Here is a 13,657-nt window from a genome sequence, read left to right on the forward strand (position 1 = left end):
AAAAGGACTATAACCATGATTTCCATTGCTCGGCGTTCAGCTGGATTCGCGATCTTAGGCTTCGTTGCTCTCTTAACCGCTTGCTCTTCTGGAGTGAAGTTAGATGATGTTAATGGTGCTGGTGGTAGCGGTGGAGCTGGTGCATTTGGCTCCCAACCTTGGAATGACCCTAAAAGCCCTTTGTTTGAGCGCAGCGTCTACTTTGGTTTTGACGAGTTCACGGTGGATGGCAAATACCAAAAGATGTTGTCAGCCCATGCGAGCTTTCTCAAGCAAAATACGGCCCAAAAAATCATCATCCAAGGCAATACCGATGATCGTGGCACAACCGAATACAACCTAGCGCTGGGCCAACGTCGCTCCGATGCGGTACGCAAATCACTGGCCTTAATGGGCGTCTCCGATGCACAGATGGAAGCCGTCAGTTTTGGTAAAGAAAAGCCCAAAGCAGAAGGTGCTACTGAAGCAGCGTATGCAGAAAATCGCCGCGCTGATATTGTTTACGTTCCCAAGTAATTTGGAATTCCTGCAATGACATGGAATGTTGCTTTAAGAAGGGCGCTGTCAACTAGCGCCCTTGCTTTTCTATTTGTGCTACCCACATCTGCCTGGGCACTTCTTTCTGATGACGAGGCGCGCAAAGCCATTTTGGATTTGCGCAAGACATTGGCAAGTACGCAGCTCGAGCTGCAAAGCCAAATTGAGCGACTCAAATCAGAAAATGCCCAGTTACGCGGTCAGATTGAGAACCTCCAGCGACAGAGTGAAGAATTCATTGCCAGCCAAAAAACCAACTACCAAGATTTAGACACGCGCTTAAGTAAGTTTGAGCCTCGCACCCTTGAAATTGAAGGCGTTACCGGCACGATCCAGCCTGGAGAAAAAGCAGCCTACGATGAGGCCTTGGCCGCATTTCAGGCGGGTCAACTTAAAAAAGCCGATACAGGTTTTACTAGTTTTGTACGCAAATACAACGCCAGCCCCTATTTGCCGCTCGCACTCTACTGGCTGGGCAATACTAAATACGCCTTAAAAGAATATCCTGGAGCCATCAGCCAATTGCAGGCCCTCATCAAGGCCTACCCAAAACACCCTCGCATTCCAGCAGCGATGTTGACGCTCGGTAACTGCCAACTCGAGAGCGGCAATAAAACAGCTGCTCGTAAAACGTATGGCGATCTGATTGCAAGCTATCCCGACTCTGAAGTGGCGGTAGAAGCCCGCCAAATGCTGCCGCGCACGAAGTAATTGGCTTTTTTAAGCGCAGCATGACTCGTGTCAATTCACTTTCTTCTTTTTCTGGATTTGCACCCCGCACCGCTGGAGCGCCTGCAGTTATCTTGTTTTCTGGTGGGCTAGACTCGACGACAATTTTGGCATTGGCAAAGCAATTGGGTTACGCGCCCTATGCCCTCTCAATTCGCTATGGTCAGCGTCACTCCTCGGAGTTAATTGCAGCAGAACGCATTGCCAAATCGATCGGAGTGGTTCGTCATGAAGTAATCGACCTGGCGCTGACGCGTTTTGGTGGCTCTGCGTTAACCGACTCCAATCTAGCCGTACCGACGACCTCGAATGCCATTGTTAATCCCAATTCAGATATTCCGATTACCTATGTCCCGGCCCGCAATACCATCATGCTCTCGCTTGCACTCGGCTGGGCAGAAGCCTTAGGGGGCTCTGATATTTTTTATGGCGCAAATAGCGTTGATTACTCAGGCTACCCAGACTGCCGCCCCGAATACGTTGCCTCCTTTGAGCGCATGGCCAATCTAGCTACCAAAGCAGGAGTCGAAGCACACAACGATGCGGAACGCTTTCGGGTACATGCGCCCATCATTGCCATGAGCAAGGCAGACATCATTCACCTTGGCATGACTCTGGGAGTGGATTACAGCCAAACCGTGTCGTGCTATCAGGCGGATGCCCAGGGGCAAGCCTGTGGTGAGTGTGAATCTTGCAAGCTACGTAAAGCCGGATTTGTGCAGGCTGGCCTTGCTGATCCAACGCACTACCGCAAATCTGCCTAACGAGATTACGACCTGCGCTATCGGCAGTCCTGCCGATTAGATTATTTGATTTTGAAATCCATCAAACGCGCCACATAGCGTGCAATCAGATCAACTTCTAAGTTCACGGCGTCGCCAGCCTTGAGCTGACCTAATGTGGTGTGTTGCATGGTGTGCGGGATGATATTGATTTCGATCGTGCAGCCACCTGCATTACTTTTGTTTGCAGCATTCACCGTGAGCGAAACCCCATTCACCACAATCGATCCTTTATAGGCCAGAAAAGGTGCAATGTCCGCTGGTGCCTGGATCACCAAATGCCATGAGCCATCGGGGGATTGATCCACTGCTGCAAAACGCTCTACCTGACCGATGCCATCGACATGGCCGCTCACCAAATGCCCGCCGAGGCGATCGGAGAGGCGCAAGGCTTTCTCTAAATTCACGGGGGCTTGTAAATCCAGGCCAATCGTCTTGTTCAAAGACTCACGCGAGATATCCAAAGTAAATTGATTTCCCTGGATTTGGGTCGCTGTCATGCAAGCGCCTTGGATCGCAATGCTATCGCCAATCGCAACATCATCCAGGTAGCCGGCTGGCGTCTCAATCGTGAGGCGCATCCCATCACCAAAGGCAGATGCGGTTGTAATGCGGCCAACTGCAGTAATGATTCCTGTAAACATATCGGTGCTTTATTGGTAGGTGGTTTCTGTATGGGGAGTTTTTAATTCTGCTGTCTGCTTATCTTACGGCCTTACTGCCGTACAAAGCGTAAACGAATATCCGGATCGAATGCCATGCAATCAATTCGCTTCCAATCGGTACGTTGCGTTAATGACGTTAGCTCCGGTAAATTGGCGATACCCAGACCCGAACCAAGCAAGGTAGGCGCTAGATAGACGAGCAACTCATCCACGCAGCCTTCACGCAATAAGGAGCCGTTCAATTTATGGCCGGCCTCTACATGAATCTCATTCATCTCACATTCGGTAGCAAGGTAACGCATGAGTGCAGGTAAATCGACTTTGCCCATGCTGTTGGGCATGGAAATCACTTCAACACCCTGGGCCTGCAGCTGGGCCTGCTTCGCTAATTGCGCATCCGTTGTTATCTCACCGCACACCACCATCGCTCCGCCGTCTTTGCTAGAGGCGGACCCATTTGCAAATGGCCTCAGCACAGCCGCAGTGAGCGGAATATCGAGTTTGGAATCAATGATGATGCGCTTGGGTTGGCGCAAGGTATCAACCGCCCGGACAGTCAAACTGGGATCATCTTCTTTGACCGTACCGACGCCCGTCAGAATAGCGCAGGCTTGAGCGCGCCAGCGGTGACCATCATCCCGGGCAGCAGCGCCCGTAATCCATTGGCTTTGGCCGTTGGGCAGTGCTGTTTTGCCATCAAGGCTGGCAGCAACTTTGAGTCGTACCCAAGGTAATTGCCGCGTCATGCGCGATACAAAGCCAAGGATTAAGGCTGCAGCCTCTTCTTCTAGTAAACCGCACTCCACCTGAATGCCCGCTGCGGCCATCTGCTGGATGCCTTTTCCACCAACCAAAGGATTGGGATCTTGCATGGCAATGACAACACGCGCTGGTTTGGCGGCAATAATCGCCTGAGTGCAGGGCGGCGTTCTACCCACATGGCAACAAGGCTCTAAGCTGACATAAATAGTGGATCCACTGAGGTCTGCGCCGTGCTTACGGGCATCGGCTAGAGCTTCGACTTCAGCATGGGCAAGGCCTACTTTCTGCGTAAATCCGGTACCGATGACTTGGCCAGCGTTGACGATCACACAACCAACCCGAGGGTTCGGGTTCGAAAGGTAAAGGGACTTTTGCGCCTCGGCTAAGGCCAAACGCATAAAGTCGGCATCGTCTTGAGTAAACATACCCCTATTAAAACCGATTTATCGACAGCGCTTACTATCTTGGCTAGGATCGCATAAGCGCCAACGTCCACCGCTACTCAAAATGGCATGGCGCTCAATTCCGCGCGCGCTCTCATGCCGAAATACCATGCGGTTGGCGACAAAACCGCCAGACTGGCTTTTTGCGGATCCAAAAACATCAAAAGTAATCCGTTTTTGTTGTCCATTAGGTCCTGCAAAACCCGAGCTGCGCTCATCTACTTCGACCGGGGTGATAGCGCCCTGCCTTAACAATGCCTGATGCACCGCAGCCGTAGTCTGTGAATGAATTTCTGTTTGAATTACGCTCCAACCGCGCGACCACTGACGCTCAAGCGGCACAATTTGAACGCTAGTCCCACGGCCCAATAAAGCAGCTTGGCGAGCAAATTGCGCATGCTGAATAAAACGCCGGGCGACGGTCTCTACTTCACGCTCCGCCAATTGCTGGTGGAGAAGCGGCGCTCCTATGCTCGCCATGATCGCAACAATAGCAACAACCGCCATCATCTCGAGCAAGGTATGGCCGTTCGCAGTGCCATCCTGCGTCTTTCGAATCGAATGTCGCATTAGGTCAGCTGAGGCTTGATCGACTGCGTTGCTGACCACAGTACGCGCCAACTCAGCCGCCTAAGGGTGTGATCGCGCTTATCGCGATACACCATGATCTCGAGTTGAGTTTGTGTGGCGAGATTGGACTCGGATGGCCTTGATTTTTTTGCTACGGCATTCCCAAGCGCTCGGATGCGGATGAGCTCGCCTGTTGCACTAGTATCCACAACAGTGATATCGCATGCCGAACCAATATCGTATTCATTCGGAACAGCAAGTAGAGTCGCATTACTCAATTGCGCTTCGCAGCGATCGAGTTACTTCTCTGCTGCCACGAAAGCGGTGTGCGCTTCTTGCTCGATGGCGAGTAATCGAATTTGCAGGGCGGTACTGTGCTCTAAGTTAATCACCAAAGTAGTCACGATCGCAATGATGCTGAGGATACAGGCAATGATCATGGCACGTTACGAAGCGCCACAAAGCGACTGAACTCACGCTCCATTAGCGTGGTCTTCAGGGCAATGTGCACCCCGGCTCGAGTCGGAGAAGTCGGCTCACCTGAGCGGGTTTGCTGCCCTACCCACTTAAAGTGAAGTGTGTCGATGTGATTCATCAAACTGGTGTGTTGTAGGCGCCCCTGGCGATCGAGTGAGGCGCACATGAGCGATCCGCCGCGATCATCTCCTGCCTTTTTTACAAAAAATCCTTGGTAGCGTAAGCCATTTTTGGTTCTCGATTGCGATTTTCCGTGATTGAGTTGCTCTACCCGATTTCCCAGGCAATCGCCCTCCGTACCATCGGCAGGCTCGTGCTTTACCCACAGTAAATCCGAATGGTTCCAGCCAGTGCGATGCTCAAGGCCAATGTAATCGACTTTAGCCATACGCAGACCTTGCCGGTACTCTCCCAAGGAGCCAATCTTGCGGTAACCTGCCATGCGAATGGCGCGTGCCATGAGCTCCAGCACCCGAATTACGTCTTGCTCGACTAACCAGGCTTTTTCGACGTGAGTTTGCTTACGCACAAGCGCCGAGCTGGATTGCAGTAGTGGCGCAATCACTGCAATACCAAGACTCATACTCACCAAACATCCCAATAAACTCAAGGCGATCCCCGCTCGTGCTGATCCTGAGCTCGATTCAGTTCGGTGCGCCTCACCTCAATTTGCCCGTAACGCAACAGTACCCGCTGATAGGCCTCCACCACACTGATGTACGTGCCTGCGACCAAAGCCATTGCCACCACTACCTCAATTAGCCCAAACCCCCTGTCATCGACAAGGTGGGCTGTATGGGACGTCGGTATGGATGGGTGAAATCGGCTTGCGTATGGTTTTTGCATGCACCCATATTGCGGGGATGCAGGGCTCATTTCTATCAGGCAATACGGCTTTTCTAAGGCAAAAGTGCAGTAGACCTACCGCTTTTGCCCCCTGCGCTTAAAATAGCGGCTTATGCCTACAACCTCATCCACCATTTCTTCTGTCCCGCAAGGCAGCCTCTCCTCAACCCAGGAGATCATCGCTGAAATGCAAGCGGGTCGCATGATCATTTTGGTAGACGAAGAGGATCGCGAAAACGAAGGCGATTTGGTTTTAGCAGCCGATCACGTTACGCCAGAGGCAATCAATTTTATGGCCAAGCATGGTCGGGGTTTGATCTGCCTAACCCTGACACGCGAACGCTGCCAGCAATTGAACTTGCCTTTGATGGTGCGTGATAACGGCACCTCCATGGGCACCAACTTTACGGTCTCGATTGAAGCGGCCAGCGGCGTTACAACCGGCATCTCGGCAGCGGACCGCGCGCATACCATTCAGACGGCTGTAGCTGCTCACGCAAAACCAAATGACCTGGTGCAACCGGGCCATGTATTTCCGCTGATGGCACAACCGGGTGGCGTACTCATTCGCTCCGGCCATACCGAGGCAGGTTGCGATCTGGCTGCACTGGCCCACTGCTCCCCCACTGCCGTCATTTGCGAAATCATGAAAGACGATGGCAGTATGGCAAGGCTGCCCGATCTGCTGGAGTTTGCCAAAGAACATCAACTGAAGATTGGCAGCATTGCCGATCTGATTCAGTATCGCAGTCAAAACGAGAGCATCGTTGTACGCGAAGGTGAGCGCACCTTCTCAACCCCCTGGGGCGACTTTCAGGGGATTGTGTACCGCGATACCCCCAGCTCCTGTGTCCATCTGGCCCTCGTTAAGGGCAAGCCAACGGAGAACATTGAAACCTTAGTGCGCGTTCATGAGCCCGCCACCGTTCTCGATTTTTTAGAAAGCAATGAAAGTACCCACTCCTGGCCCTTGGCCCATGCGTTGCAGAAGATTGCAGCCGCTCCAGTTGGCGTTGCAGTGCTGCTCAACATCGCAGGTATTGCAGCGCCGTCCGAGGCGAGTTGGCTATCGCAGTTCCATAAGCTCAATAAGAGTGTTTCGCCCAGCGAGAAAAAAACGGTTGGTCACAAAACTGATTTTCGGAGCTACGGTATTGGCGCGCAAATTCTGAAGGACTTGCATGTGGGCAAGATGCGTTTGCTAGCGAAGCCGACTCCCGTACCCAGCCTCTCCGGTTACAAACTTGAAATCACGGGGCATATCCCATTTGAGTCGGCCTAAGCTCGCCTGACTTTAGATAAATCGCACATCACTTTTTTACATCCAAGTAATTACACCTAACCGATCGGAACCATTATGACTAGCCAGACTTCCAATCCTGCCATGGACGATGACTTTGAGGCCCGCGGCGTTGGTATCTTAGAGGCCGACCTGAATGGCCAAGATATGCGCATTGGTATTGTGCAGGCGCGCTTCAATGAGGACCATTGCAATGCCTTAAGTGAAGCCTGCATCGCTGAATTAATTCACCTAGGTGTGGCGCAAGACGACATTCGACTAGTAACGGTGCCTGGCGCACTGGAAATTCCGTTTGCACTCCAAAAGCTCGCTGAGACGGGTGAGTTTGATGGCCTCATTGCTTTAGGCGCCGTCATTCGTGGGGAGACCTATCATTTTGAGCTGGTCTCCAATGAGTCTGCTGCTGGCATCTCTCGAGTCTGTTTGGAATCCGGTCTACCGATCGCTAACGGTGTATTAACCTGCGACACCGATGAGCAGGCCGATGAGCGTGTTCACATCAAAGGGGCTGACTGCGCCCGCGCGGTGGTGGAGATGGCCAACCTCGCTCTAGCCCTCACGCCCGACCTCGATATTGAAATCAATAATGCCGAATAAATCCCCAAAACCTTTGGACGACGGCGTTTCCAAAGCAGCAGCGCCTAAGCGCTCGCTGACGCCTCGCCGCCGCGCCCGCGAATACGCACTGCAGGGAGTCTATCAATGGCTAGTGATGCGCCGCGCTGGCAGCCTAGGTAATGCCGCTGCCATTAGTAAGCAGTTAGCGGAAGATCCCGCTTTTGCCCGCTGCAAACTGGATTTGTTTGACGGTTTATTTAATGGCGTGCTCGATCATGCGGATCAGTTGGATAGTGTGATCGCCCCCGCCCTCGATCGCCCTGCTAATGAACTATCCCCGGTTGAGCATGCCGCTTTACTAATTGGCGCTTATGAACTGGCGATGGATCTTTCTGTGCCGTATAAGGTAGCCATCAATGAAGCAGTGGAGCTCGCCAAAACCTTTGGTGGCACGGACGGCCATAAGTACGTCAACGGGGTGCTTGATTTATTGGCACAGTCCCTCAGAACAGCCGAGACCCAAGCAGGCTAAGCCAAGACCTAAGGCTACAGCCCAGTCCTAGCAATTACGCGTTGGAATTACCCGCAGCCCTTGGGGAACGATTGCGCGCTACATCGTTGAGCTCTTCACGCTCCGTAATCACTTTGGAGGTATAGCTGTTCGGACCACTGCTGGCATTCGGGGCACCGAGGTAACTGCGCAAACCGGCCTCGAGTGAGCCAGCCTTGGCTATACATGCTTTCAGTATTAAGGCGCCTACCCGAATGTTCGCTTCCGGCGCAAATGCGGCCACAGTACCGCCGTAGGGCTCAAATTTTTCGGTATGCACACGGGTGAGTACTTGCATTAAGCCCTGAGCCCCTGCGCGACTTTGCGCATTGGGGTTAAAACTGGACTCGGTAGCCATAATCGCCAGTAGCAGAACTGGGTCCAAATTAACTTCATTGGCCACCTCGACTGCATGTTTGACGTATTGATAACTCTCGGCAAGGCTAATCCGGTATTTACTAGCAAGGTGACTTGCTACCGCGTGGCGCTCTTTATCGCCCTTCAAAAACTGGGCATCGAGTGCAGCATGGTCAATCTTGCTGGTCGGTATTGCTGCTGCGGCATTCGCAATCGACGGGACTGTCGGAGTGGATTCGGTACTGGCAAATTCAAATTGGGTGTACGCCAAGAGCAATTGCCGGGCTTCACTCGGCACCAAAATGCGCGCAAACTCAAAAGCGCCGGCGTTGGTCCGCGGGCCCGTTAGCCAAAGGGCAATCGCCAGGAATACGATGGCTAGCCAGGTATTTTTGCTTAGGGCCTTCATGAACGGAACTATGTTCCGCGCAAGAATGGCAGGCTGTACGGTGCTTAACTGCGGTATTACGTTGTCTACTGGTTTTCTCATTTATTGGAGTCACACTGCTATCTGCTACTTCAACCACCCGCATATTGCATTGCAACATTTAATATAGATGATGCATAGTAGGTAAGCCTATATATCATGTCAAGTATATAAAAGTAGTTTTCTATAACTTTTTAGACCTATAGACTGATATCGGCCTCGCTCTAGGGCGAATACGATTTTAAAATATTATATAAATCAGTACCTTATGAATGTTAGTCAGCACTAATTTTGTTATATGAAAATCTACCCTTCCTAGCTCTTTTTTTCATTTTTATCGCTATATAAATACTAGATCTAGTGATCGATAACGATCTTGCCGCCTAGGGGTAGTGTCTCTTCAATGCATTCCGTCATGAGTATGGTCTTCGTTTTGCTTGGTATTGAACAGAGTGGTTTAGCCCTTGCTACACTTCATCATTCCGATTCAGTACTATTTCTGCCACCATCAACCGAGCTTAGCCATGCCCAATTCCACCATCCAATCTACTTTGCAAAACCCTGCCTTGTTTCAGGCCGACGCCTGGATCAACGGCAATTGGATTGGAGGGAGCTCGCGCTTTGCGGTGGATAACCCAGCAAACGGTGATGTGATTGCGCAGGTCAGTAATTTGGGCGCTACGGAGGCCGATGCAGCGATTGCGGCGGCCGATGCAGCCCTACCGGCATGGCGCGCCAAAACTGCCAAAGAGCGCTCTGCTATTTTGCGCCGCTGGTTTGATTTGATTGTCGCCAATAGCGATGATTTAGCCCGGATCTTAACCTTAGAGCAAGGTAAGCCCCTAGCCGAGGCCAAAGGCGAAGTCGCCTATGGTGCCAGCTTTTTAGAGTGGTTTGCCGAAGAAGCCAAGCGGGTAGCTGGCAGTATTCCGGCCAGCACCTGGAGCGATAAACGCATGCTGGTACTCAAGCAGCCCATTGGTGTATGTGCCGCCATTACCCCATGGAACTTTCCGATTGCGATGATTACCCGCAAGATTGCCCCCGCTTTAGCAGCAGGCTGCACGATTGTGATTAAGCCCGCCGAGCAAACACCCTTATCGGCCCTGGCTTTGGCCGAACTCAGTCGCCAAGCCGGTATACCCCCGGGCGTGGTTAATGTGGTGACCGGGGATGCAGACCATTCCGTCCAGATTGGCAAGGCTCTGTGCAGCTCGCCGATTGTGCGCCACCTCTCCTTTACCGGCTCGACTGAAGTCGGCCGTATTTTGATGGCGCAGTGCGCCCCAACAATTAAAAAGCTAGGCTTAGAGCTGGGTGGCCACGCCCCCTTCATTGTGTTTGAAGATGCCGATATTGATGCTGCGGTTGCTGGGGCCATGGCCTCCAAATACCGCAATGCCGGGCAGACCTGCGTCTGTGCCAACCGCTTTTATGTTCACAGCAAGGTCATCGATGCCTTTACCGAACGCTTTGCTAAAGCAGTGCAGACCTTAACGGTTGGTAACGGCCTGGATACCGGCGTGATGCAAGGCCCCTTGATTGATAAGGCAGCACTCACCAAAGTCGAGGAGCACGTAGCCGATGCGCTTGCCAAGGGCGCTAAGCTCGTGACCGGCGGCAAGGTAGCTGCGATCGGCGGGCACTTTTACGAGCCCACGATTTTGTCGCACGTCACGACAGCGATGCGCATCAATAGCGAAGAGACCTTTGGGCCAGTAGCCCCCATCATGGCGTTTGATGACGATGCTGAGGTTGTGCGCCTAGCGAACCAATCACCCTTTGGTCTGGCCTCTTATTTTTATAGCCGTGATATTGGCCGGATCTGGAACGTGGCTGAAGCACTCGAGTACGGCATCGTTGGCGTCAACAGTGGCGCAGTCTCCAACGAAGTAGGTCCCTTTGGTGGAGTGAAACAATCCGGTCTTGGACGCGAAGGCAGCGTCTGGGGAATGGATGAGTATCTGGAGATGAAGTACGTGTGCGTGGGCTTGTAGGGGACTGTAAAGCAAACAGGCTCCTGCACGCCCTTTAGTTTTTTTAAATATTACCGCTCGGTACTATTTTATCATTTCTGTACCTTAATCTGCTACTATATTACCTATCGGTAACTTTTAGGAAGCAATATGGGCGGCCATCCACTCAGTACCCCCTCGACCCATGTTCATAGCACCCGTGACTTGGGTTTACTGTTGAAACACTTCAGAGGCACTTTGGATTTAACCCAAGCAGATATTTCTGGTCTGGCAAATACCGGTAATCGCTTTGTCATTGAGCTGGAGAGGGGCAAGGAAACCGTCCAACTCAATAAGGTATTTGATGTGCTCGAGGTATTGGGACTCGAAATGGTGATTCAACCCAAGCGCAGTTTTTAATGACCATCAATAAAAGGTTGGCGGTCTACCGAGGAAAGTCGCTGGTTGGATATCTTGCGGATGAAGATCCCTTGTCCTTTACCTATGCAGATGCTTGGTTACAAATTCAAGGCAGATCAATCACACCAACACTCGATGTGTCACGACAAAAACACCGCGGGGAATCGGTTGAATCCTATTTTGAAAACCTGCTGCCAGAAGCAGGCATTCGGGATCTACTTAAACTCAAACATCAATGCACCAGTACCTTCGGGCTATTGAACGCGATTGGTGGGGATACCGCTGGTGATTTGAGTATTTTGCTAGAGGGTGCTGAGCCTACGCGCGATGAATATCTCCTGATTGACTGGAAGGACGTGGCAAATTACGTTTACCAGGGCAAGGGCCTCATGCATGAAGCTTGCCAAGAGCATGGCTTGCGCATTTCCCTTGCAGGGGCGCAGAAAAAAAATGGGGTTGTGATAAATCACGCAGGGATTTTGCTGCTCCCACTCAAAAATACTCCATCGACTCACATTGTGAAGCCAGACATTCAGGGTATTGACGGGGTGTGGTCGTCTGCGATCAACGAGACCTTTATCATGCGCCTAGCGCAGAAAATAAATCTAGGTGTTGCTGCAGCGCGCTTTGAACCCCTTGCTAAAGCATGTGTGATTGAGCGTTACGATCGATGGCTGGATGGTGACCGACAAATTCAGAAAGTGCATCAACTCGATCTGTGCCAATTGGCCGGTAAGCCATCGACTATTAAGTATGAAGCGGATGGCGGACCGAACTTAAAGCAGTGCCACCAACTCTTAAAGCATCACGGCATATCCGGCAATGACATGAAACGGTTTTTGCAGTGGATCTTTTTTAACTTATTCGTTGGTAATAATGATAGCCATGCAAAAAACATTTCGGTCTACTTTCCACCGGATCAGCATATTAGCTTAACGCCTTTTTACGATCTACTGTGTACCACCATTTACCCAGGCTTATCTAAGCGCTTTGCGTTTTCTATCGGAGGGGAATCTAGGCCATCGCATCTCAATAGAAATAATCTGACGCAAATGGCAATTGAACTGGGTTACAAGCCGGCCTTTGTAATGCAAATAGCCAAGACCACTGCCGATGCCATCCTGAAGAATAGTAGCCTCGTTGCGAGCGAATGCCAAATCCTTGCCTCTGTGGGCAGTGAAAACACGATGTTAGAGAGACTACAAAGCCACGTTTGCAGTAATACCCAAAAACTACAAAAGCGATTATTAATTTAATTAGTGCCAAGACTACACAATGTCCTGGCTGAGTTTCAACAAATCCCAAACGCCATGCCCCAAGCGTACACCGCGGTTCTCAAACTTAGTTATGGGCCTGCAAACGGGTCTTGGACGCGAAGATAGCCTCTGGGGAACAAATGAGTATCGGGAGATGAAATACCTGTGCGTGGGCTTGTAGTAGCCGGTTTGTGCATGATTGCTTCAGGACTACCCAATAAAGCAGACTATTAAACGCTTGACATAATCAGATTGTCTTGAAATCTTAAAGATATATATTTTTTAGGATTACATGATGCCTACTGCCATTCCACAAATTGCATTTCGGTACCGCATGAAAGACAGTGCAACAGGAGTCACCCGCTCAACAGCAAAACGTCTTGCTGATGTACTGGGAGTGGATGAGACTCAAGTCATTCACCTTGCGCTTCATGAGATGGCCAGCAAATTACTCCCTCAATATGAGGCGGATGATGGGGCGCTTAGCAAATCGCAGTTAAAACAAATAAAAAAATCTGCCCCCAAAGCAAAAAATGGGGTGATTCGCAGCAGCCTCTTTAATACAGAGACGGCTTGATCCGCTTTTGGCCAGAGCCATTGGCAGGCGATATTGTTTGGTGCCACTTCCCCAATTCAACCCAACCCAAACTAAAGCCACGGCCTGCGCTCGCTCTCTCAACCATTGAGGATGAAGATGGTCAACTTTTTGTCTGCGTTGCATACGGCACCAGCCAAAAAACCAATCGACTTTTTCGAGGGGAATTTCTGATTGCGAATAGCCAAAATCCCATTTCATACCGAAGTGCTGGACTGAGTTATGAGACTAAATTTGACCTGAATAATCATATTGAACTGCCATACAACAAGGACTATTTTTCAATACCCCCAATGGCTTCTTTTGGTCAAAATCCAAAGCTTGGCATTCTGCATCCCAGCATGGTCAAGGTTGCTGCAGCAGCATTTCAATCAATCCAAGGTAAATAAGCTCGCGTTCCTCTAGGCGTAAAACCGACTCGGCCTACT

The 13,657-nt window shown here is 51.1% G+C and carries 19 protein-coding genes and 1 pseudogene; 11 read left to right on the plus strand and 9 right to left on the minus strand.

Translation table 11 applies throughout. From position 1 onward, the window contains the following. The first annotated feature begins 15 nt into the window (after nt 1-15). From pal to queC, 3 genes are read left to right on the plus strand one after another with little or no spacing between them, the layout of a single operon-like run. Nucleotides 16-516 (plus strand): peptidoglycan-associated lipoprotein Pal, encoded by a 501-nt coding sequence (pal, locus tag Q8M75_RS08640; protein WP_305488542.1) that lies wholly within the window; start codon nt 16-18, stop codon nt 514-516. Nucleotides 517-531: 15 nt separating this feature from the next. Next, nucleotides 532-1,248 (plus strand): tol-pal system protein YbgF, encoded by a 717-nt coding sequence (gene ybgF / locus Q8M75_RS08645; protein WP_305488544.1) that lies wholly within the window; start codon nt 532-534, stop codon nt 1,246-1,248. Between the two features lie 20 nt (nt 1,249-1,268). Then, complete coding sequence (gene queC / locus Q8M75_RS08650; RefSeq protein ID WP_305488546.1) at nt 1,269-2,030, plus strand: 7-cyano-7-deazaguanine synthase QueC; 762 nt, start codon at nt 1,269-1,271, stop codon at nt 2,028-2,030. A gap of 41 nt (nt 2,031-2,071) precedes the next feature. Here the strand turns inward: queC and Q8M75_RS08655 are convergent, their stop codons facing one another. The 7 genes from Q8M75_RS08655 to Q8M75_RS08685 form a co-directional block, all read right to left on the minus strand. After that, nucleotides 2,072-2,692 (minus strand): riboflavin synthase, encoded by a 621-nt coding sequence (locus tag Q8M75_RS08655; RefSeq protein ID WP_305488548.1) that lies wholly within the window; start codon nt 2,690-2,692, stop codon nt 2,072-2,074. 71 nt (nt 2,693-2,763) lie between these two features. Beyond that, nucleotides 2,764-3,900, minus strand: coding sequence for a bifunctional diaminohydroxyphosphoribosylaminopyrimidine deaminase/5-amino-6-(5-phosphoribosylamino)uracil reductase RibD (ribD, locus tag Q8M75_RS08660; protein WP_305488550.1), 1,137 nt, complete (start codon nt 3,898-3,900; stop codon nt 2,764-2,766). 18 nt (nt 3,901-3,918) lie between these two features. Next, nucleotides 3,919-4,488 (minus strand): GspH/FimT family pseudopilin, encoded by a 570-nt coding sequence (locus tag Q8M75_RS08665; protein ID WP_305488552.1) that lies wholly within the window; start codon nt 4,486-4,488, stop codon nt 3,919-3,921. After that, on the minus strand, nt 4,488-4,766 hold the full coding sequence (locus Q8M75_RS08670; RefSeq protein WP_305488553.1) for a hypothetical protein: 279 nt from the start codon (nt 4,764-4,766) through the stop codon (nt 4,488-4,490). Before Q8M75_RS08670 ends, Q8M75_RS08665 begins: the two co-directional genes overlap by 1 nt. A gap of 21 nt (nt 4,767-4,787) precedes the next feature. Continuing rightward, nucleotides 4,788-4,928, minus strand: a complete 141-nt coding sequence (locus Q8M75_RS08675) for a hypothetical protein (protein ID WP_305488555.1) — start codon at nt 4,926-4,928, stop codon at nt 4,788-4,790. Next, nucleotides 4,925-5,554, minus strand: coding sequence for a hypothetical protein (locus Q8M75_RS08680; RefSeq protein WP_305488557.1), 630 nt, complete (start codon nt 5,552-5,554; stop codon nt 4,925-4,927). Before Q8M75_RS08680 ends, Q8M75_RS08675 begins: the two co-directional genes overlap by 4 nt. A gap of 17 nt (nt 5,555-5,571) precedes the next feature. Further along, the gene (locus Q8M75_RS08685; protein ID WP_305488559.1) at nt 5,572-5,811 is read right to left on the minus strand and encodes a prepilin-type N-terminal cleavage/methylation domain-containing protein; all 240 of its coding nucleotides are present in this window, start codon (nt 5,809-5,811) and stop codon (nt 5,572-5,574) included. Nucleotides 5,812-5,923: 112 nt separating this feature from the next. Between Q8M75_RS08685 and ribBA the strand changes: the two genes are divergently transcribed. The 3 genes from ribBA to nusB all read left to right on the plus strand — a co-directional run bounded on the left by ribBA (nt 5,924) and on the right by nusB (nt 8,201). Further along, complete coding sequence (ribBA, locus tag Q8M75_RS08690; protein WP_305488560.1) at nt 5,924-7,093, plus strand: bifunctional 3,4-dihydroxy-2-butanone-4-phosphate synthase/GTP cyclohydrolase II; 1,170 nt, start codon at nt 5,924-5,926, stop codon at nt 7,091-7,093. A 102-nt stretch (nt 7,094-7,195) separates the two neighbouring features. Beyond that, on the plus strand, nt 7,196-7,708 hold the full coding sequence (gene ribH / locus Q8M75_RS08695; RefSeq protein WP_305489098.1) for a 6,7-dimethyl-8-ribityllumazine synthase: 513 nt from the start codon (nt 7,196-7,198) through the stop codon (nt 7,706-7,708). Further along, on the plus strand, nt 7,698-8,201 hold the full coding sequence (nusB, locus tag Q8M75_RS08700; protein WP_305488562.1) for a transcription antitermination factor NusB: 504 nt from the start codon (nt 7,698-7,700) through the stop codon (nt 8,199-8,201). Before ribH ends, nusB begins: the two co-directional genes overlap by 11 nt. 34 nt (nt 8,202-8,235) lie before the next feature. On the opposite strand, the gene Q8M75_RS08705 is transcribed toward nusB, so the two are convergent. Then, nucleotides 8,236-8,985 carry a lytic transglycosylase domain-containing protein gene (locus tag Q8M75_RS08705; RefSeq protein WP_305488564.1) on the minus strand — a complete coding sequence of 250 codons (750 nt, stop codon included), beginning with the start codon at nt 8,983-8,985 and terminating at the stop codon, nt 8,236-8,238. 542 nt (nt 8,986-9,527) lie between these two features. On the opposite strand from Q8M75_RS08705, the gene Q8M75_RS08710 reads away from it, so the two are divergent. The 3 genes from Q8M75_RS08710 (at nt 9,528) to Q8M75_RS08720 (ending at nt 12,634) form a co-directional block, all read left to right on the plus strand. Further along, nucleotides 9,528-11,000 (plus strand): NAD-dependent succinate-semialdehyde dehydrogenase, encoded by a 1,473-nt coding sequence (locus Q8M75_RS08710; RefSeq protein WP_305488566.1) that lies wholly within the window; start codon nt 9,528-9,530, stop codon nt 10,998-11,000. A 129-nt stretch (nt 11,001-11,129) separates the two neighbouring features. Next, nucleotides 11,130-11,378: a transcriptional regulator gene (locus tag Q8M75_RS08715; protein ID WP_305488567.1), complete on the plus strand. Its 249-nt coding sequence runs from the start codon at nt 11,130-11,132 to the stop codon at nt 11,376-11,378. Beyond that, on the plus strand, nt 11,378-12,634 hold the full coding sequence (locus tag Q8M75_RS08720) for a type II toxin-antitoxin system HipA family toxin (RefSeq protein WP_305488569.1): 1,257 nt from the start codon (nt 11,378-11,380) through the stop codon (nt 12,632-12,634). The genes Q8M75_RS08715 and Q8M75_RS08720 overlap by 1 nt, the downstream gene beginning before the upstream one ends. A 12-nt stretch (nt 12,635-12,646) precedes the next feature. Here Q8M75_RS08720 and Q8M75_RS08725 read toward each other — a convergent pair. Continuing rightward, nucleotides 12,647-12,748 (minus strand): annotated as a pseudogene (locus Q8M75_RS08725) (tRNA (guanosine(46)-N7)-methyltransferase TrmB); the annotation flags it as partial. Nucleotides 12,749-12,926: 178 nt separating this feature from the next. Between Q8M75_RS08725 and Q8M75_RS08730 the strand changes: the two are divergent. Both Q8M75_RS08730 and Q8M75_RS08735 read left to right on the plus strand, forming a co-directional pair. Continuing rightward, entirely contained in the window at nt 12,927-13,211 is a 285-nt protein-coding gene (locus tag Q8M75_RS08730; RefSeq protein WP_305488571.1) for a hypothetical protein, read from the plus strand. Further along, a complete protein-coding gene (locus Q8M75_RS08735) occupies nt 13,208-13,618 on the plus strand; it encodes a hypothetical protein (RefSeq protein WP_305488574.1) in 411 nt (136 codons plus the stop codon). The genes Q8M75_RS08730 and Q8M75_RS08735 overlap by 4 nt, the downstream gene beginning before the upstream one ends. The last annotated feature ends 39 nt before the right edge of the window (nt 13,619-13,657 follow it).

The sequence above is a fragment of the Polynucleobacter sp. genome (genome assembly GCF_030693775.1).
GTDB lineage: Bacteria > Pseudomonadota > Gammaproteobacteria > Burkholderiales > Burkholderiaceae > Polynucleobacter.